18 protein-coding genes are annotated in these 20,006 nt (G+C 47.7%); 5 read left to right on the top strand and 13 right to left on the bottom strand.

Annotated features, from left to right (window positions below; translation table 11 throughout):
* Positions 1–104 precede the first annotated feature (104 nt).
* The 5 genes from BUB43_RS08015 to BUB43_RS07995 are packed head-to-tail and all read left to right on the top strand — an operon-like array spanning position 105 to position 3,734.
* A complete protein-coding gene (locus BUB43_RS08015; protein ID WP_073179984.1) occupies positions 105–341 on the top strand; it encodes a uroporphyrinogen decarboxylase in 237 nt (78 codons plus the stop codon).
* Positions 338–1,438, top strand: coding sequence for a glycosyltransferase (locus tag BUB43_RS08010; protein WP_073179982.1), 1,101 nt, complete (start codon positions 338–340; stop codon positions 1,436–1,438). The genes BUB43_RS08015 and BUB43_RS08010 overlap by 4 nt, the downstream gene beginning before the upstream one ends.
* 9 nt (positions 1,439–1,447) lie before the next feature.
* A complete protein-coding gene (locus tag BUB43_RS08005; RefSeq protein WP_073179980.1) occupies positions 1,448–1,870 on the top strand; it encodes a SufE family protein in 423 nt (140 codons plus the stop codon).
* The gene (locus BUB43_RS08000) at positions 1,867–2,838 is read left to right on the top strand and encodes a glycosyltransferase family 9 protein (RefSeq protein WP_260200658.1); all 972 of its coding nucleotides are present in this window, start codon (positions 1,867–1,869) and stop codon (positions 2,836–2,838) included. Before BUB43_RS08005 ends, BUB43_RS08000 begins: the two co-directional genes overlap by 4 nt.
* Positions 2,835–3,734, top strand: a complete 900-nt coding sequence (locus BUB43_RS07995) for a glycosyltransferase family 2 protein (protein WP_073179976.1) — start codon at positions 2,835–2,837, stop codon at positions 3,732–3,734. The genes BUB43_RS08000 and BUB43_RS07995 overlap by 4 nt, the downstream gene beginning before the upstream one ends.
* Positions 3,735–3,770: 36 nt before the next feature.
* On the opposite strand, the gene BUB43_RS07990 is transcribed toward BUB43_RS07995, so the two are convergent.
* The 13 genes from BUB43_RS07990 to rsmH all read right to left on the bottom strand — a co-directional run bounded on the left by BUB43_RS07990 (position 3,771) and on the right by rsmH (position 20,005).
* Complete coding sequence (locus BUB43_RS07990) at positions 3,771–4,181, bottom strand: BrxA/BrxB family bacilliredoxin (RefSeq protein ID WP_073179974.1); 411 nt, start codon at positions 4,179–4,181, stop codon at positions 3,771–3,773.
* Between the two features lie 98 nt (positions 4,182–4,279).
* Positions 4,280–6,133, bottom strand: coding sequence for a cell division protein FtsZ (ftsZ, locus tag BUB43_RS07985; RefSeq protein WP_073180101.1), 1,854 nt, complete (start codon positions 6,131–6,133; stop codon positions 4,280–4,282).
* Positions 6,134–6,225: 92 nt separating this feature from the next.
* On the bottom strand, positions 6,226–7,608 hold the full coding sequence (gene ftsA, locus BUB43_RS07980) for a cell division protein FtsA (protein ID WP_073179972.1): 1,383 nt from the start codon (positions 7,606–7,608) through the stop codon (positions 6,226–6,228).
* 5 nt (positions 7,609–7,613) lie between these two features.
* Complete coding sequence (locus BUB43_RS07975; RefSeq protein ID WP_073179970.1) at positions 7,614–8,627, bottom strand: cell division protein FtsQ/DivIB; 1,014 nt, start codon at positions 8,625–8,627, stop codon at positions 7,614–7,616.
* A gap of 32 nt (positions 8,628–8,659) precedes the next feature.
* Complete coding sequence (gene murC / locus BUB43_RS07970; protein WP_073179969.1) at positions 8,660–10,018, bottom strand: UDP-N-acetylmuramate--L-alanine ligase; 1,359 nt, start codon at positions 10,016–10,018, stop codon at positions 8,660–8,662.
* A gap of 6 nt (positions 10,019–10,024) precedes the next feature.
* The gene (gene murG / locus BUB43_RS07965; protein WP_073179967.1) at positions 10,025–11,131 is read right to left on the bottom strand and encodes an undecaprenyldiphospho-muramoylpentapeptide beta-N-acetylglucosaminyltransferase; all 1,107 of its coding nucleotides are present in this window, start codon (positions 11,129–11,131) and stop codon (positions 10,025–10,027) included.
* 99 nt (positions 11,132–11,230) lie between these two features.
* On the bottom strand, positions 11,231–12,454 hold the full coding sequence (locus BUB43_RS07960) for an FtsW/RodA/SpoVE family cell cycle protein (protein WP_073179965.1): 1,224 nt from the start codon (positions 12,452–12,454) through the stop codon (positions 11,231–11,233).
* Positions 12,451–13,776 carry a UDP-N-acetylmuramoyl-L-alanine--D-glutamate ligase gene (gene murD, locus BUB43_RS07955; RefSeq protein WP_073180099.1) on the bottom strand — a complete coding sequence of 442 codons (1,326 nt, stop codon included), beginning with the start codon at positions 13,774–13,776 and terminating at the stop codon, positions 12,451–12,453. The genes BUB43_RS07960 and murD overlap by 4 nt, the downstream gene beginning before the upstream one ends.
* Before the next feature lie 122 nt (positions 13,777–13,898).
* Positions 13,899–15,140: a phospho-N-acetylmuramoyl-pentapeptide-transferase gene (gene mraY, locus BUB43_RS07950; protein ID WP_073179963.1), complete on the bottom strand. Its 1,242-nt coding sequence runs from the start codon at positions 15,138–15,140 to the stop codon at positions 13,899–13,901.
* Between the two features lie 86 nt (positions 15,141–15,226).
* Complete coding sequence (locus tag BUB43_RS07945) at positions 15,227–16,687, bottom strand: UDP-N-acetylmuramoyl-L-alanyl-D-glutamate--2,6-diaminopimelate ligase (protein WP_073179961.1); 1,461 nt, start codon at positions 16,685–16,687, stop codon at positions 15,227–15,229.
* Positions 16,687–18,678: a penicillin-binding transpeptidase domain-containing protein gene (locus tag BUB43_RS07940; RefSeq protein WP_073179959.1), complete on the bottom strand. Its 1,992-nt coding sequence runs from the start codon at positions 18,676–18,678 to the stop codon at positions 16,687–16,689. Before BUB43_RS07940 ends, BUB43_RS07945 begins: the two co-directional genes overlap by 1 nt.
* The gene (locus BUB43_RS07935; RefSeq protein WP_073179958.1) at positions 18,662–19,027 is read right to left on the bottom strand and encodes an FtsL-like putative cell division protein; all 366 of its coding nucleotides are present in this window, start codon (positions 19,025–19,027) and stop codon (positions 18,662–18,664) included. Before BUB43_RS07935 ends, BUB43_RS07940 begins: the two co-directional genes overlap by 17 nt.
* Before the next feature lie 84 nt (positions 19,028–19,111).
* Positions 19,112–20,005: a 16S rRNA (cytosine(1402)-N(4))-methyltransferase RsmH gene (gene rsmH, locus BUB43_RS07930; RefSeq protein WP_073179956.1), complete on the bottom strand. Its 894-nt coding sequence runs from the start codon at positions 20,003–20,005 to the stop codon at positions 19,112–19,114.
* Position 20,006: the final 1 nt, after the last annotated feature.

The following is a 20,006-nucleotide window of genomic DNA, read 5'->3' as shown; positions in this document are numbered from 1 at the left end:
TTACCTGAACTCTTTTTGCAAATAACCTACCAGCAGATTTTTCTGCCGAAATGTCATAAAAATATTTATCTTAAAGTCTTAAATTTGTAAAATTCGCTAAAAAGATGGAAATATCATTCGCAGATATCTGCGGCTACCTAGGCTCCGCCCTCGTTGTTGCAAGTTTTATGCTGAAGGATTTGCGGAAAATCAGGATCGTTAACCTTGCAGGCTGCCTTTTTTTCGTAATATATGGCGTGCTCAAGGGAGGGGGAGACGCTGCCGCAATGTATTGGCCCGTCATCATCCCCAATGGATTTCTATGCTTTATCCAGGCTTACCATATTTTTAAGGCTAAATGAGGGTTATCGTAAGCGTTTTCAACAATCTGGTGACCGATCAGCGGGTAGAAAAAGTATGCCGTACACTGCACGAAGCCGGCCACGAAATCATCCTCATCGGGAACGACTGGGCAGGCGCTCCGCCGTTGGAACGGTCTTATAAAATATTGAGAATCAGGATAAAATCTAAAAAATTAAAATTCGCATATGCGGAATTTAACATGAAATTGTTCAGGGAAATAGTAAGGTTTAAAAGTCCGGGCTGTGTACTGCTTGCCAATGACTTGGATACGCTGCCTGCCAATGATTTAGCTTCAAAATTATTTAAAATTCCGCTCGTATTCGACAGCCACGAAATCTTCACAGAGCAGCCCTCGGTTCAGGGTAGGTTTTCTCAAAAGGTCTGGAGGTTTTTAGAAAAAGCCATAGTTCCGGGCTTAAATTATATGATGACGGAGAGCGCCAGCTACGCGGGGTGGTTCCGTGCGAAATACGGGATAAGCCCCGTGGTAGTGAGGAATATTCCAAGAAGAATTCCCGGCCGGATAGATTTTATAGAAAATTCTCCGAAGATCATCATTTGGCAGGGAGCCTTGAACGAGAGCCGCGGCTTGTTTCAGGCTATTTCCGCTATGAAATATTTGGATAACGCCATTCTGAAAATCGCGGGTGTTGGCAACCTAAGGGCTGATTATGAGAAACATACGCGGGCAGAAGGCCTACAGGCAAAGGTGGAGTTTCTTGGCAGGCTTTCTCCAGAGAAGCTGAGGAAATTTACCAAAATTGCCGATGCAGGGCTCGCAGTAGAGGAAAATAACGGATTGAGCTACTATTACTCGCTGCCGAATAAAGTGCCAGATTACATCCAGTCGCTGGTGCCTGCAGTGCTTATCAACTTTCCGGAGATAAAAAAAATTTTCGACCGTTACAAAATAGGGGAGATGATTGACAATCATAATCCAGAAACCATCGCCGCCGCGCTAAAAACAATACTTGAAAACGGCAGAGAGTTTTATGCCGATGCCTTGCGCGAAGCGGCAAGAGAATACTGCTGGGAGATGGAGGAGGAGAAAATTCTGGAGCTTTTCAGGAAAGCCGAAATGCTCAGCAATGCTTAAATTTGCCGGATGAAAACTATTACCGAAAATCAGCAGGAAATCGTGGATGAATTTGCCTTCCTGGGAGATTGGGAGCAGAAATACGAATACATCATAGACCTTGGAAAAGACCTGAAAGGGCTCCCGGAGGAGAAGAAAACCGAAGCCAACCAAATAAAAGGATGCCAAAGCAAGGTATGGCTGGATGCGGATTTCCGCGATGGCAAACTGTTTTTCGATGCAGATTCCGACGGTATTCTGCCAAAAGGAATTATCGCTCTGCTTGTCCGGATTTACTCCGGGCACAGCGCGGAAGAGATACTCAGTTCAGATTTTAAATTCATCGAGGATATCGGGCTGCAGGAATTCCTTTCCCCAAGCCGCGCAAATGGGCTGATGGCAATGACGAAGCAAATAAAATTCTACGCCGTAGCTTATCAGCTGAAGTCTTGAAGAAAGTTCTCGCATACCGGTTTTCTGCCTTCGGAGATGTTGCTATGGCTGCGATAGTCTGCAGGGAATTTCTGCAGCAAAATCCCGATGTGCAGGTGATGATGGTAACCCGGGAGAACTTCAGAGAGCTTTTCCTCGGGATTCCGAATCTTGTTTTTAAAGGTGTAAATCTCGATGATTACCGGGGCTATTTCGGCTTGCGCAGGCTGGCATTGTCTCTGATAAAAGAGTTCCAGCCAGACGGGATCGCCGATCTGCACGATGTCATCCGTACAAAGGTTTTTCGCAGGATTTTTGAATTGCGAGGATATCGGGTCGCCATTATCGACAAGGGAAAAGAGGGAAAAGAAGCGCTCACAGATGTGCAGAATCTGGACAAATTCCAGCTGAAACCTACCGTGGAGCGGTATGCTGATGTATTCCGCGACTTAGGGTTTCCCGTGAAACTTTCCCACGAACTGTGCCCCACCACAGAAGAAAAACAAAACATCGGCTTTGCACCGTTTGCCCAGCACAAGGGCAAAATGCTCTCCCCGGCAAAATCCTTCGAGCTGGCGCGGCTCCTTGCAAAAGAGGAAAAAGTCTATTTCTTCGGAGGCGGCGAATCCGAAATCGAAACACTGCGGCACTGGCAGGCGGCAATCCCCAATACGGAATGTGTGGCGGGCCGCCTCAGCCTCACCGAAGAGCTTCAGCTGATTGCGCGCCTTCGCCTTATGGTCTCTATGGATTCTGCCAATATGCATCTGGCGAGCCTGGTGGGCACGCGCTGCATCTCCGTGTGGGGGGGCACCCACAGATACGCAGGCTTTCTAGGCTACGGACAAAGCGTGGCGGATGTTGCCGAAGTCAAGGATCTAAGCTGCAGGCCCTGCTCGGTTTTTGGCGACAAAGAGTGCTACCGGGGTGATTATGCCTGCCTGGAGGAACTCTCGATTCAGCAGATTTTAGAAAAAATAAAAAGGTGAAACTTTCGGTCTGCATCCCGGTTTTTAATTTTGATGTCCGCAGGCTGGTCTCGGATTTGGCGCAGGAAATTTCCAGGAAAAAAATTGATGCGGAAATCATCCTGATCGATGATGCGTCAGAAGATTATTTTCAGGAAAAAAATTCGGAAATAACCCCGAGAGTAAATAGCTATATTTTTCTGCAAGAAAACATCGGGCGCTCCGCAATCCGCAATATGTTTTTAAGATACGCCTCAGGAGAGTGGCTGCTATTCCTCGACTGTGATGCTGGAATTGTCAGCGAAAATTTTTTAAGCAAATACCTTGAATTCTTTGCTCAAAACCCTGAGGCTACAGCAGTTTATGGCGGATTTTCAGAAGACGGGGCTCAGCGCACCCTGCGAAATTACTATTCAGCAAAAAGAGAAGTGCCGGCTCTTGCCGCTCGCAGGAAACACCCGCATACATCATTGAAGGGCATCAATTTCGCCATCCGCAGAGATGTTTTTGCAAAAATCAATTTCGACGAACGCATCTCCACCTATGGCTACGAGGATTGGATGCTGGGATATTCGCTGGCGAAAAATGAATTTCCCGTGGATCATATTGAAAATCCCGTACTCCATCTCGATAAAACCACAGATGCGGAATTTCTTAAGAAAACAGAATGCTCTATGCGGACACTAGCCAGGCTCCTTAAAGACAAGCAATATGCGGATGCAATCTCCGGTATGAAAATAGCGAAAGCCTATAGGCTCCTTAGCAATCTTCATTTGGCGAAGCATTTCTCCGAGCTTTTCAATGTTTTTGAAAAACCCGTAAAGAGGCTCCTTTTATCAGGAAATTATTTCATCCCTCTGCTGGATTTTTACAAAATATTGCTCCTCTGCAGCCTTATGGAGCAGGATATGGATTAAAAAAACCGCCCTCTTTAGAGCGGTTTTTTCAGTTTCTTAGCAGAACTCTTCGTAGGCAGCCTGCAAGTTCGCCGCGATGGCGCCCGCCGGGTTACCCTCAATGTGGTGGCGCTCCAGCATATGTACCAGCTCGCCATCTTTGAAGAGTGCCACGCACGGAGAACTTGGCGGGAAGGGCGCCAGGTGCTTCCTCGCCTCTGCCACCGCATCAAGATCAAAGCCAGCAAATACAGTGGTAAGGTGAGTTGGTTTCTTGTCCCCGGAAAGGGAATGAACCACCCCCGGTCTTGCAGCTCCAGCCGCGCATCCGCAAACGGAATTTACCATCAGCAGGGTAGTGCCGGGTCTTTTCAGAGCATCGGTTACTTCTTGCGGCGTTGTTAGATCTTCGAAACCGTTATTCGTTAGTTCTGCCTTCATTGGCATTACAAGTTCCTGTGGATACATTTTGATTTAATTTAATTGTTAATGAAAATTATTGAGTACCCTCATACACTCAAATTCTGCGCCGAAATGGCATTAAAGGATTTTCTGCCAATATGGCATCAGTCCACATCCTTATTCAGAAATCTGTTTTCTCGAACCTGAAAACCGCCGCGCTGATCTTCCGCTAGAAAGGTGTTGATCTGCTGCTCTGATGCATTTTCCTGAGAGATGTTGATATTCTTCCTCCGGAATGCCGGCACTGTCTCAAAATCATTATCCGACTCAAAATTCTGGTAGCGGGAGTTGAATTCTTTCAGCTTGTTCCGGCGTTCCGCGGCCTTTGCGCTTACGCTTTTGCTGATGATGGTAAATTGTTCAACTTCCTCCTCATATACTATTGTTTCCGTTTCCTTCTGGGGGAGCTCTTCTTCCGTGTTTTCTATAGGCGCATCCGCTTCTTTAATATTTGCCGCAGGGACAGGCGAGAAAGATTGGCTTCTGTTTTCAATGCCAAATTTGGATGAGCTGCCCAAAGTGTCAGGATCTCCCGAATTGCTTTTCACCTGAATTTTAGGCTCCTCTTCCTTAGGCTCATTTATGAAAAATGAAAAATCGCCGGTATTGCGGCCGCCTTCCGCGGGGTTCTCCCCTTCGAAATCAAAGGTGAAGGATACGGTTTCGTCTTCGTCCCTGTCGGAGGAGAAGATACTTAGCACTTCATCCTCATCAGAGTCATCCTCCAGCCTCAAATTTTCTTTTTCAAAATCCTGAGTGTCCTGCTCGGCGGCAGCCTTATCAATGGCATCCTGCTTTGTAGAGGTAAAAAATGGAGATGCCGGCTGGTCTTCCTCATCATCCAGGAGGAATATTGTATCGCCGGCAGTATCTTCCCCACGCTCTTTTCTTGTTTTGAACGGAGATTCGCGGCGTTCCGGCCTGTCGTGCAGGTTAATGAATTCCTTCTCCACATGCCCGGTATTTTTCTCTTTTGCAAACCCTGTAGCGATTACCAGAACCTTTATCGCCTCGCCGAGGCTCTCGTCTGTGCCCACCCCGAAGATGATGTTCGCCGTATTCCCCGCCTCGCTCTGGATGTAGTCGTTGATGAGCCCGATTTCGTCCATCGTGGCCTCGTGCGCCTCATCGGTGCCGGACTGTATGAGCAGCAGAACATCCTTTGCCCCAGTAATTTTGTTATCATTCAGCAGCGGGGAATCCAAAGCCTTGCGCACCGCCTCTTCCGCGCGTTTCTCCCCGGTAGCGCTGCCTGTGGACATTAGTGCGGTGCCCGAGTTCTGCAGTACGGATTTCGCATCGCGGAAGTCTATGTTGATGGTAAACGGCGCGGTGATTACTTCCGCCATACCCTTCGCCGCATTAGTCAGCACTTCGTCTGCTTTGGAGAAGCCCTGCTTGAAGCCCAGGTTTCCAAACTGCTGGCGGAGTTTGTCATTGTTTATGACGATCAGGGAATCCACATTGTTGCGGAGTTTTTCCAGCCCCGATTCCGCCTGCTCCAGGCGCCTTCTGCCCTCAAAGCTGAACGGCACAGTTACGATCCCCACGGTCAGGATGCCCATTTCCTTGGCGATTTTTGCAATCACAGGAGCCGCTCCGGTGCCTGTGCCGCCGCCCATGCCTGCGGTGATGAAGACCATCTTGGTATTCTGCCCCAGGGCCGCCTTTATATCATCAATACTTTCTATTGCCGCTTTTTCCCCTACTTCCGGGTCTGCGCCAGCGCCCAGGCCTTCGGTAATGCTGATGCCCAGCTGAACTTTATTGGATACCGGATTGTTGTCCAGCGTCTGCGCATCCGTGTTGCAGATGATGAAATCTACCCCGTGGATGCCCTTTTCGTACATATGCATCAGGGCATTGTTACCACCGCCCCCTACGCCGATTACTTTTATGATAGATGAATTCCCTTTTGGTAGGTCAAAGGTAAAACCCTGATTTAGTGTATTTTCCATTCTTTTAAAATTGCTCGCCAAAGGCTTTTATGATTTGGTTTTTATGAGCAAAAATTCTGCTCACAATTTATAAAAATTTTCTGTTTTTTTCCTTAATCTTCCACTTCTTCGAAGAACTTTTTTACCTTTTCCATCAGCTGCTGGCCGAAGGTAGGGCGCTTAGCCTTAGGCTCGGTGGAAAAGTCGTTTGCATCAGTTGTTATTTGCGCGATGTCGGTAGCGGAAGCTATTTCCTTTTCTATTTCTATTCCCTTTCCGGTTTCTTTTGCAGCCGGTTCTGTTTCGGCCTCCTTTTCAGGCTCTGTTTTTTTGTCCCTGATTTTCAGGCTTTCCATTAACAGCCCGATGGAAGTCGCATATTCCGGGCCCTTCAGGTGTTGGTTTTTGTCATTCGCCACATATTCATTGGCAAAGCCGATTCTGCTGTCGAAGCCGGTGGTATAGTTGGCAAGCTGCCGGAGGTGCTTCAGGTTGGAGCCGCCGCCGGCAAGCACGATGCCTGCGATGAGTTTCTTTTTCTGCTCGAAAGCGCCGTACGCCTTTAGTTCGGTATTTACCATTTCCAGGATTTCCTCTACCCTTGCGTTGATGATTTGGGCTAAAGTTTTCAGGGAAATTTCCTTATCCGGTCTGCCGTGCAGGCCTGGAATTGTCACATAGGTGGATTCCTTCTCCATCTCCGGCACTGCGGACCCGAATTTTACTTTTAATTGCTCGGCGTGTTTTTCGATAATGGAGCATCCCTCCTTGATGTCTTCGGTGATGATGCCCCCGCCGTATGGGATTACGCAGGTGTGGCGGATGATGTTGTCCTTGAAGATGGCGATATCCGTGGTGCCGCCGCCTATGTCTACGATGGCCACGCCGGCCTCCTTTTCTTCCTTGGTGAGTACCGCTTCGGAAGAGGCGAGGGGCTCCAGGGTGAGGGACTCCATCTCCAGGCCAGCTTCGCGCACGCAGCGGGCGATGTTGCGGATGCTGCCCATCTGCCCCACCACTACATGGAAGTTTGCCTCCAGCCGCTTCCCGCTCATGCCTATCGGCTCGTGGATTTCGCCGTCGCTGTCCACCTTGTATTCCTGCGGCAGCACATGGATGATTTCCTCGCCAGGCAGCATTACGAGTTTTTTTACCTGGTCTTTGAGGCTTTCGATGTCTTTTTCGGTGATGACTTCCTCCGGGTGTTCTCGCATGATGTAATCCGAGTGCTGGAGTGAGCGGATGTGCTTCCCTGCGATGCCCACCGTAACTTTTTTAATGGGAACTCCGGCGCTTTTCTGCGCCTCATCTACTGCCGTGCGGATGGAGGCGATGGTCTGCGCGATATTGTTCACAATGCCCTTGTGTACCCCGAGGCTTTTGGCTTTGCCTACTCCCATTACCTCGATTTTCCCGTGGTTGTTCCGCCTGCCGACGATGGCTACAATCTTGGTAGTCCCGATGTCCAGCCCTACTGAATATTCCTGGTTTTCCATATATGTTATTTTTTCTTTTCTTTATTTTTTGCTTCGTTTTTCTTTTTCGGCTCAGCCTTTTTTGGCTCCGCTTTTTTTGTTTCTGATTTCTTTGGTTCCGGTTTTTTCTCAGTTTTTTTCTCCGGCGATTTTTTCGCTGCTTCTTTCTTCGGCTCCTCTTTTTTCGGCTGTGCCTTTTTTGCTTCCGCTTTCTCCGGTTTTTTCGCCGCAGGCTTTGGCGTGGCTTCCGGTTTGTTTTCCGCTTTCGCGATTTTTTCTTTGGATGAATTTATCGCCGCCTCGTTTTCCTTGAAATTCGGATTCAGCGTGGTTACGATTTGGTTATCATACTTCACCGAAATCTTGCTGTACTTCCGCTGGTCCTGGTACACCAGGAATTTTTCCACGAAGGTTTTAAAGCCCTTCACCTTGAAATCGATATTATCCAGGTCGCCAATTTCCACCTTATAATTGCCATCGCTCGTCAGCAGGTTATAGTTGTTTTTTTCTTTGCTGATGCCGATGAAGAATTTCTTGCAGAAATCGTCCGCATCTATCTTTCGCACAAGCTCTGCCAGCTTTTCATATTCCTCCGGCTGCACATTGCCCTTCACCAGCATACAGGGGTGGGCGTAGTTTTTCGAGAGCGGAAACTCCGTGCCCTGCTCATCCACATAAAATTCCTGGTTGCCCTTGCTCAGGCGAAATACTGGGATTTTCTGGTGCACATCTATATTCAGCTGCCCGTTCAGGTTCAGGTAAACATTGGCGCTGTCCACGCTTTCTATCTCGTTGATTTTCCGTTCAAGTTCCGGTATGTTGATGCCGCCCACTTTGCCGGAGGGGTTGTCTCTGCTAACGATGTCGCGTATTTGGTTTTCATCCACGAAATACACCGGAATTGTGGTGGTGTTCAGGTTTATGGCGGTCATCTCTTTGCTCACCGGTTTTTCGCTAAAGCGGTTCAGCGAGAAGCTCAGCAAAAATCCAAGGATAATTACCGTCACAAAAATCTTCAGAAACCGCCACTTATTCTTCATTCCAAATCAAATCATTTATCGTTTATCATTCATCAGTTTTTTCCCAGCCATTCCACAATCCCATCGTACAGCATATCGATGTTTCCTGCACCTACCGTCAGCAGTATGTCGAAATCTTTTTGCTGAATTTTCCCGAAGGCTTCCTGCAAGCCAGCCGTTTCCTTTTTTTCCAGATTAATTTTTTCCAGAAGCCAATCTGAAGTAATCCCCGGGAAGTTTTCCTGAAGTTCTCTCGCAGGATAGATGTCCAGCAGCAGCAGCTCCTCGCAGTTTTCCAGGCTCTTGGCGAAGCCTTCCGCAAAATCCCTTGTCCTGCTGAAAAGGTGCGGCTGAAAAGCCACCAGCAATTTTTTCTCAGGGTAGAAATTGCGGATGGAGCCAATCACCGCATCAAGTTCTGTGGGATGATGCGCATAATCATCGATGTAGATTTTCCCGCTTTCAAAACGGTGCTTCGTATATCTTCGCTTGATGCCTTTGAAGGCTAAAAGTCCGCTTTTAAGTGTCTGAAAATCAACACCTAAGCTATAAAGCAAAGCGATGGCAGCCGTGGCATTTTCCACATTGTGAATGCCTGGGGTTTGCCATTTGAAATCCTTGACGGTTTCATATTTTGTGTGGAAATCGAACAGGATGAAATCGTCCTCCATTCTCAGATTGTCCGAGTAAAAATCCGCCTCTTCATTTACGGCGTAAGTCATTGATTCTCTGCCAATTTCCAAACCTTTCCGCACGAAAAGTTTTTGCTTTTCCGGAACTAAGCCTGCGAAATCCTTGAAGCTTTGCTCAATGGTCGCTTTGTCGCCATAAATGTCCAGATGATCGGCATCTGTGGAAGTTACGATGGCAAAATCCGGATGAAGGTTCAGGAAGCTTCTGTCGTACTCATCGGCTTCCACCACGGAAAATTCATTTCCGGTGTAGATAAAGTTGGATTGAAAATTCTCAGAAATTCCACCCAAAAAGCAAGAAAATGATAATCCTGAAAAATGGCAGAGATGAGCCACCAGAGATGAAGTCGTGGTTTTCCCGTGAGTTCCCGCTACAGCGATGCACTTGGTTTCATCGGTTATCATCCCAAGAACTTTCGCCCTTTTCAGAATGGTGAAATTTCTTTGCTGAAAATCATCAAGAATGCCTAGCGTCTTCACGGCAGGAGTGTAGATAACCAGCGTGTTTTCAGGCTTTAGCGAAGAAATATGTTCCGTGATTTCATCCTGGAAAGAAATACCGATGCCTTCGGAGATCAGTGCAGAAGTGAGCTTGGTTTCGGTTCTGTCATAGCCCAAAACATTTTTGCCGATGGATTTGAAATAGCGCGCCAAAGCAGACATCCCAATACCACCGATACCGATGAAGTAGAAATTTTCAAATTGTTCCAAATTCATCATTTCACATTATTTTTTGAGAATTTGATAGATTGAGCTCACAATTTCTTCTGCAGCTTTTGGCTTTGCAAAAAATGCGATGTTTTCTGCCATATCTTTTCTAAGCTGTTCATTTTCAATCAGTTCTGAAAGCGTTGCCCAGAATTTTTCCTTCATTTCAGAATCCCGCACCATTTTAGCCGCATTTTTTTCGACCAAGTTCAGCGCGTTTTTCGTCTGATGATCTTCCGCAGCGTTTGGAAACGGCACCAGGATTACGGGCTTTTGCGCTACGGCCAACTCGGAAATTGCGATGGCACCTGCTCTGGAAACGATGATATCTGCAGCGGAATAAGCCAGCGGCATTTCGGAAATAAATTCGCGGATTTGCACCAATTTTCTCTGTCCTTCGCTATGGTTTCTTCGTTCAAAATCTTTTGTAATCGATTGATAATCAAGCTTTCCGGTTTGCCAAATTAGCTGTACATTTTTCCCGATGAGCTTTTCCAGATTTTCCTTCCAGGCATTATTCAATGTTCTTGAGCCTTGGGAACCTCCAACGGAAAGCACGGTGAGCTTGGCTTTATCCAGGCCTAATTTTTCTTTAGCTAAATCTCTGTCAATCAAATCATTAACGATGTTTTGCCTGATAGGATTTCCCAGAAAATGAATCTTTTCCTGCGGAAAGCCGTCCACTTTTGGATAAGCCGTGAAAACTGCTTTTGCACGCTTGCTAAGGATTTTATTCGTAACGCCGGCAAAGGCATTCTGCTCCTGAATGAAAGTGGGCACGCCCAAGCTGCTCGCCATAAAAAGCGCCGGGCCGCTTGCAAAGCCGCCGGTTCCAATGGCAAAATCCGGGTTGAAATTGCGGATGATTTTTCGGGCTTTAAGCAGGCTTTGCAAAAGCTTGAACGGCAGTTTGAAATTGGACAAAAGATTACCGCGATCAAAACCGGCGATGTTCAGACCTTCGATTTTATAGCCGTTCTGCGGAACTTTTTCCATTTCCATTTTTCCGTTGGCGCCGATGAACAGGAACTCTGCATCCGGATTTCTGCGCCGGATTTCATCGGCTATCGCTACAGCCGGAAAAATATGTCCACCAGTACCACCACCGCTCATTAAAACTTTCATAATATTTTCATTAAACCAAGAGCCAAGTAAAAAGTTTTAAAACTCATTTCGCCTTAACCTCAGCCTTATTATCAATTACCAATTGCCCATTACTTATAATTAAGCGATGTCGTTTATTTCTTCAATATTCTGTTTTCTGCCGATGCCTTCTTCATCCAAAACCTGAATGCGCGAGCTGACATTTAGGATGATGCCAAGCTGAACATAGGTGACGAGCATAGATGTGCCACCATAGCTGATGAGCGGCAAAGGCTGTCCTGTAACCGGAATTAAATTCACGGCTACGGCGATGTTCACCGAGAGCTGAACGAAAATCATTATCCCAAGCGAAATCACGAGCAGTGAGCCGAAAAACGCCGGCATCTTGCTTGCAATCATCACGATGCGGATGATCATTATGAAGTAAGCGCCTATCAAGACTGCGGCACCCAGCAAGCCATATTCTTCCACAATGATGGCGAAGATAAAATCTGATGCAGATTGCGGTAGCATCTGTTTCAGCGCGCTTTTCCCCGGGCCCTTTCCGTTTACGCCGCCGTTCACAATGGCAGCCTTCGCCTGATTTACCTGGTAATTCTTCGCCTTATCGGCTTCGGTTTCTGCATCCTTGTTTTTATCGAAAAATACTTCGATGCGGCTCATCCAGGTATGCACACGGTTGTTGCTGAAAAGGTTGGTGTTCAGTGCTACGGTGATGAACAGCCCGCCCGCTAAAACTGCGGTAGCCAGGAAGCCCACGATGTATTTCCAGTTGAGCTGGCCGATGACTAAAACCGCGAGAGATACGATAATCATCATCAGCGCTGTGGAGCCGTTGTCTTTGGCAACCAGCCCGGAAACTACGAGTATCGGAACAAAAATCGCCACGATGTTTTCCAGCGGAAGCCTTTCCCTGCCGATTTTTTTGGTGAGATAGCGGCAGAGATAGATGATGAGTGCAAGGTAGGCGAATGCTGATGGCTGAAATGAAATGGGCGTGCCGGGAATTGTAAACCAGCGCGATGCCGATGCACCATCGATGGTTTGCCCAGTAAACGCTGTGGCCACCAGAACGAGAGTCATCACCACCAGGCCGAAAAAGCTGAGCTTCCCGATGTGCTCGTACCGCACAAACAGAACACCGCGCATCAGCCCAAGCCCCAATCCAACGAAGGCGATGTGTTTCACGATGTGTGAAGTGGTAGTGCCGCTGTTCACGATGTATTCCAGGTTAGAGCTTGCCGAGTAAACCGGGAATATCGAGAACAACGAAATCAGGATGATCACGCTCCACAGGACTTTGTCGCCCTTTAGAATTTCCGTTCTTTGCCGTTGCTCATTCATTTCAAAACCTCGTTTTTAAACTGCTTTCCGCGGTCTTCATAGTTTTCAAACAAATCAAAACTTGCGCAGCACGGCGAAAGCAAAACCGCATCACCATCCGTCGCAATCTGCTTGCTCAGCTTCACGCAATCTGCCATATTTGCAGTGCTGTACATCATCTCCACCTTATTCTTGAAGTGCTCTGTAATCTTCTGATTATCAATGCCTAAGCAAATTATCGCCTTTACTTTTTTCTTTACTAAATCGTCCAGCTCGCTATAATCGTTGCCCTTATCCACACCGCCCATAATCCAAACGGTAGGCTGCCGCATACTTTCTAGCGCATAATATGCGGCGTTTACATTGGTAGCCTTGCTGTCGTTAATGAATTTCACGCCGCCGATTTCCGTTACAAATTCCAACCTGTGCTCTACCGCCTGGAAAGTCATCAGGGAATTTCTGATGCTTTCATTGCTGATTTTCAATATCTTACCAGCTATGGAAGCGGCTAGGCTGTTCGCTACATTGTGGCTTCCGCTGAGGCTCAGTTCGGAAACCGGCATCTGGAAATCATCGTCCAATTTCACGCGGATTTCATTGCCGCTCAGGTAGCCGCCTTCCTTCAAGTTTTCCTTCAGGCTGAACGGAATTTTCTTCGCACGGATTTCAATTTTTTCCAGGATTTGCCTGCTCATCTCATCATCTTTGTTATAGATGAAGTAGTTGTCGTTTTCCTGGTTTTCCGCGATGCGGAATTTCGCCAGCGCATACTCCTCGTAGTTGTAGTTGTATTGGTCCAGATGATCCGGGCTAAGGTTCAGCAGCAGAGAAATGTAAGGCCTAAAGTGCTGAATATCATCCAGTTGGAAAGAGCTTACCTCCAGCACATAGTATTCAAAATCCTCATCGGCCACCTGCCTTGCAAAGCTTGTCCCGATGTTTCCGCCAAGGCCTACGCTCAGTTTATCATTTTTCAGAATATGGTAAATCAGCGATGTGGTGGTGGTTTTGCCGTTGCTTCCTGTGATGGCGATGATTTTCGCATCGGTAAATTCCGCCGCAAACTCAATCTCGGAAGAAATCTTAATGTTGCGGTTTTTTATTTTGCCGATGATTTCCGCCTTTTTCGGAATTCCCGGTGATTTCACCACCCAATCTGCCGAAAGGATTTTCCCTTCGCTGTGCGTATTCTCCTCAAACTCAATCCCATTTTCTATGAGCAGGTTTTTGTAGTGCGGCTTTATTTCGCCACGGTCTGAAACGAATACATCCAAACCCTGCTTTTTCGCAAGGTAGGCTGCGCCAAAACCGCTTTCACCGGCACCCAAAACCACAATGCTCATTTTATCCTTCGTCATTTTTGCTCTTAGCTTCTTGCTTTCTTATTTTTTTAATTTCAAATTTTCAATTCTTCAGCAAGCACTTTTTACTTTCTACTTTTGCCTTTTTACTTGGGCTCTTTCCTCTATCTTACTTTCAGCGTTATCAGGCAGATAATCGCCAGCATCACGCCGATGATGATCATCCGGTTCACGATTTTGCTTTCGTGGTAGCCTAGCTTTTGGTAATGGTGATGAAGCGGCGCCATCTTGAACAGCCTATTGTTCTGCGCATATTCCAGCCCGAATTTTTTCCGGCGGTATTTAAAGACCATCACCTGAAGAATTACCGATAAATTCTCGATCAGGAAAATTCCGCAAAGCACCGGCAGCAGCAGTTCCTTCCGAAGGATAATCGCCAGCACGGCTATTACGCCGCCCAGCATCAGGCTGCCTGTATCGCCCATAAAGACTTGGGCAGGGTAGGTATTGTACCAGAAAAAACCGATGATGGCGCCTACCAGTGCCAGCGCGAAAATCGTGGTTTCACCAGTGTTGGGCAGGAACATAATGTTGAGGTAATCGGCGAAAATCGCGTTGCCGGAAAGGTAGGCGAAGAATGCCAGCGTCAGCACGATTACGGCGCTGGTTCCCGCCGCCAAACCATCGATGCCATCGGTAATATTCGCACCGTTCGAAACTGCCGTGACGATGAAAATCACGATGGGGATAAAGATAATCCACGCCCATTCTTCAGCTTCCTCCTCATCCATCCAAAACAGTGCACCGCTGTAATCGAACTCGTTGTTCTTCACCAAGGGCACGGTGGAAATCGCGCGCTTTTCCTCCTGCATAAAGTTCTGTTCCACATTGTTGCGGTTCACCACGGAAGCATCGGCATACTTCCGCTTCACGGTAATATCCGGATGGAAATACATCGTAACGCCTACTATCAGCCCTAAGCCTACCTGCCCTATAACCTTGAAAACGCCGTGCAGGCCGTCTTTGTTTTTCTTGATTTTTTTCAGATAATCATCGATGAAGCCTATGGCACCCATCCACACAACGGATGCACTGAGCAGGATGATGTAGATATTGTCCACCTTGGTGAATAGCAGCACCGGAACCAGCGTGGCAAGGATGATGATGATGCCGCCCATTGTAGGCGTGCCCTCCTTCTGTTTCTGGCCCTCCAGCCCAAGATCGCGCACTAATTCGCCCATCTGTTTCCGGCGAAGCAGCTTGATGATTCTTTTGCCGTAGAGCAATGCGATGGCCAGAGACAGCAGAACCGCCATTGCCGCACGGAACGATATGTAGCGGAAGAGATTCATCCCAGGAATGTGGATGCCGCTTTCAGCGAGATATTCGTAGAGGTAGAAAAACATAGCTTAGTTCAAGGTCAAAGGTTCAAAGTTTAAAGTTGTTTGGCGTGGTTCATTTCCAGATTTCCAAATTGCTCAATTTTTCAAAATTATTTACTCATCTTCTTCAGCAAATCTTCTATCACTTCCTTGTCATCAAAATGGTGTTTCACACCGTTGATTTCTTGGTAATTCTCGTGACCTTTGCCGGCAACCAGCACTATGTCCTTCGGCTCGGCAAATTTTATCGCCGCCTTTATCGCCTCCATCCTGTCCGGTATCACGGTGAATTTCGCGAAGTGCTGCGGCTCGATGCCTGCCGCTATGTCCTCGATGATTTGCTTTGGATCTTCCTTGCGCGGATTATCGGAAGTAATGATTGCAAGCGTTGATTTTCGAGTGGCAATTTTTCCCATTTGCGGTCGTTTCGCGCTGTCACGATCGCCGCCGCAACCGAATACTGTGATGAGCCTTTCATTATTTGTTCTGATTTGGTTAATACTGTCCAGAATATTCTCGAGCGCATCGGGTGTGTGTGCATAATCCACGATGAAGAAGATGCCGCTCTCGGATTTTAGCGTCTCGAAGCGCCCTTTTACGCGTGGCAGTTTCGAAATCGCCTGCAGTATTTCATCAGCATTAAAGCCCAGCTCGCAGGCTACTGCATATACAAGTAAAAGGTTGTAAGCGTTGAACTTCCCGGTAAGCGCCGTCCAGAATTCCTTCCCGTTGAAATTCAGCAGCATCCCGTTGAAATCCGCCTCGGAAATTTTCCCGTGATAATCTGCCAGCGTTTTCAGCGCGTAGCCGGATTTTTTCGCGCGGGTATTCTGCAGCATCACCGTTCCGTTTCTGTCGTCCAGGTTGGTTATCGCCACCGCATCAGCCGGAAGCTCGTCGAAAAATCGCTTCTTTACCTTTATATATTCGTCAAAAGTTTTATGATAATCTAGATGATCGTGCGTGATGTTAGTAAAGCCTGCCACCTTAAATTTCAGCCCATCCGTTCTGTTCTGATGGATGCCGTGCGAAGAGACTTCCATAAAGGCATACTCACAGCCTGCATCCACCGCCTTCCTCAGGATTTGGTTCAGGGTGAGAACATCCGGCGTGGTATGTGTGGAAGGGAAGGCCTCATCGCCAATCCGAACTTCCACCGTGGAAATCAGCGCAGGTTTAAAGCCCAGGTTTTTGAAGGTTTCAAAAAGAAGCGTGGTGGTAGAAGTTTTGCCATTAGTTCCCGTAATGCCCACCAATACTAAGTTCTCGGATGGATTGCCGTAGAAGTTCGCCGCCATTTTTGCAAGGGCCTTCGCAGAATTTTCCACCTTGATAAAGGTGATGCCTTCCGCTTGCTCTTCCGGCAAATCTTCGCAAACAACGGCTTTCGCACCGTTCTCTATTGCAGAATTAATGAACTGATGCCCATCGGAAACTGTGCCCTTCATCGCCACATACAGCGCGCCTTCGGCAGCTTGCCGGCTGTCAAAAACAATCTCGGAAATTTCTCGGCTTTCATCACCGAAAGTTCCCAAAGTCTTTACATTGTTTAAAATTTCGCTCAGCTTCATCAGTTCTGCAGGCTTAGATAAATTTTCTGGTTCTTGCTGATGACCGTGCCTTCCAGTGGAAACTGCTCGGTAATTTTCCCGACACCTTTGTAATCCACCCTGTAGCCCAAGTTTTCCAGTTGCGGTATCACATTCTTGCCAATCAGCCCGGTTACATTGGGCATCTTATTGTTCGTTACCGCTATTTTCACATTAGGCTCGGTCATTTTGCTCAGGTCCACCTTCTTTTCCACCAGCATTTCCTTCTCGATGTTTTGCGGTGTTTTCAGGAAGGTTTTTCCCGCAATTTCTTTGAAAACTGGCGCTGCCACTGTGCCGCCGTAATACGATTTTCCGGGTGCAGGCTCGCTTATCATCACATAGCAGGTGTACTTCGGGTCGTCCGACGGGTAGAAGCCGGCGAAACTTGCGCGGTACTTCATCGGGCCTGGCTTCCAGTACTCAAACCTTGCGGTGCCGGTTTTTCCGGCCATTTTCAAATTTGGCGTGTAGATGCTTCTGGCGGTGCCTTTTTCTACGGCTTTTGTAAGAGCGTTGGTCATCATTTCTATCGCTTCCTTCGATGCCATTTTGCTCACCATCACCTGTGGTTTCGCATCGTAGTTTACCTTGCCGTCCTTCATTATTTTGTCGATGAACAGGGGCTTTACCATCACGCCTTTGTTGGCGATGCCGTTGTAGAATGTGGTGAGCTGAAGCAGGTTGATATTCGTGGAGTAGCCGTAGGAAATGGAAGCCAATGTGGCGGCGTTCCAGCGTTTGTTTTCCGGCGTTACTATTCTTGGCGTGGTAATGCCTGGCAGTTCTATGTCCATCTTATCCATCAGCTTCCAGCGCTTTAGATGGTTTAGGAAAACCTGCGGATTCGAGGCGTAATGCTTTGTGATGAGCTTTGCCGTGCCCACATTGGAAGATTTCGCCAGCACATCGGAAATTTCGTAAGTTCCGCCACCGTGCCCGTCGGAAATTTTCTGTCCGGCATAGGTCCAGCTTCCTCCGCCCACGCTTACCGTGGTGCCTTCATCTATGAAGCCATCGTCCATCGCTGCCAGAAGGGAAACCGCTTTAAAGGTAGAGCCCGGCTCAATGTTGTCCTTTATCGCGTAATTGTAGGCATCTTCGTAAACGCCCGGCTCCTTCCGCTGAAGGTTTACCATTGCGCGCACTTTTCCGGTCTTGGTCTCCATCACGATTACCGTGCCGTGCTGTGCATCGTATTCCACCAGCTGCCTTTTCAGGGCAGAGTGCGCTATGTCTTGTATTCGCAAATCCAGGGTGGTATAAACATCCATCCCATCCACTGGCTCTTTCACCTTCCAGAAATCGATGGGTTTCCATTGCGATGAATTCACGCGCTGCTCCAGCCTTGTACCGTCCGAACCTTTCAGGTATTTGCTGAACGCTGCTTCCAGGCCAGATTGCCCGCGCTCATCATCCATACCTATTGTTCCTGCACCAATTTCCGAAGTGGCAAGTTCCCGTTTGTAATTCCTATCCACGATGAAGCCGCCGCGGTTTTTGCCTTTGTTAAAAAGCGGAAACTTGCGGATTCTATCGTACTCGTCGAAATCCAGCCCACGAACCAAGGTGTAGTATTGGTTGTTCTTCTTTTTCTCCGCATCAAATTTTTGGCGGAAGTAGCTCTTCGGCTTCCCGAACATTTTCCCGAGAGAATCCGTCAAAGCGTTAACATTGTTGGCGTAAACCGTATCCCGAATCGTTTTGAAATCGATGTAAATATCGTAGCGCATCACCGTGGTTGCCAGGATGGAACCATCCGAAGCGTACAAGTTTCCGCGGGCAGCCTGCAGCGTAGCTTCGCGGTAGTTTTTGTTGATGTAGTTGTCCCGAATCTCTTCTACATCAGTGTTTTGCAGCACGATGATGCGGGTGATGAACACGCAGAACACCACGAAAGCCGTGGCGGCGAAGAGGTAGCCCCACCGCAATGTGCGCTTCCGCTTGATGTCGTATTCATTTTGCTTTTGCATCCGTGCTGTCCAGTTTTATCAAAAGTTTGTGCGGGTGGCTTTCCAGCGTCATCAGGGAATCGCCTATCACTTCCCTGCCCAGCTGAGATTCCATTTTCACCTTTATCAGCCTGCTTTGCGCGTAGGCATTTCGCGATTTGTATTCCTCCGTCTGCTCTTTCAGCTGGTTCACCAGGCGGATTTTTTGGCTGACCAGGTGGTTGCTGTAGATCATCAGCATCATCAGTATGAAAAGCAGAGCGAGGTATTTGGAGTGTGCCTTTATTTCATCGCGGTTCAGGAAATTCCCTTTCACGATGTCCATAAAGGTCAGCTGCTTCTTCTTATATGTCTGCCTTCTCTTCGCCAAGATTTTTATGGTTGATGATTAATAGTTTATAATTGATGTTCCCTTTAAACTTTAAATTCTAAATTTTTCCTTTTGCCTTGTTTCTTACATCTTAATCCCTGTTCTCAGTTTCGCACTTCTTGCCCTGCTGTTTTCCGAGATTTCCGCTTCATCGGGAATTACCGCCTTGCTTTGCAGCAGTTCAAATGTTTTGGGATAATTGCCGAACACATCTCTTTCCGGTTCACCGCTGAACATCCCGTTCTTCAGGAAACGCTTTACCAGCCGGTCTTCCAGAGAATGGTAAGAGATTACCGAGAGTCTTCCGCCCGGCTTCAAAACTTTCAGGGCCTGCACCAGCATTTCCTTCAGCGCTTCCAGCTCCTCGTTCACCTCGATTCTTATCGCCTGGAAAACCTGCGCGAAAAACTTGTTCTGCCGGTTTGCCGGGATGTACGCAAAAACCGATTTCAGCTCAGCCGTCGTATTTATCGGCTTTTCCTTCCGGTAGCTCACGATTTCGCGCGCCAGTTTTCTCGCCTCACGAAGTTCGCCGTAATGATAGAACAAATCCGCCAGCTGCTCCTCCTCATATTCGTTGATGATGCGCCTTGCATCCAGGTTTTGCCGCACATTCATCCGCATATCCAGCGGTGCATCGCTTCTTGTGGAAAAGCCTCTTGCCGCCTCGTCAAACTGGTGGGAAGAAACGCCCAAATCTGCCAGAACGCCGTCCACACCGCTGATTCCATACATCAGCAAGGAATTTTCCAGGAAGCGGAAGTTTTGGTTGATGAGCGTAAACCTTGCATCGTCAATCTTATTTTCCAGCGCATCCAGATCCTGATCGAAGGCGAAAAGCCGCCCGTTTTCCGAAAGCCGCGAAAGAATTTCGCGGGAATGTCCGCCGCCACCAAAAGTGCAGTCCACATAAATTCCATCAGGATTTGTCACCAAATCATCCACGCTTCGTTTCAGCAGTACAGGCTTGTGATACATT

Origin of the sequence: Cruoricaptor ignavus, from assembly GCF_900141665.1 — a bacterium.
Taxonomy (GTDB): Bacteria; Bacteroidota; Bacteroidia; order Flavobacteriales; family Weeksellaceae; genus Cruoricaptor; species Cruoricaptor ignavus.
This window is presented reverse-complemented; position numbering and strand designations above follow the sequence as displayed.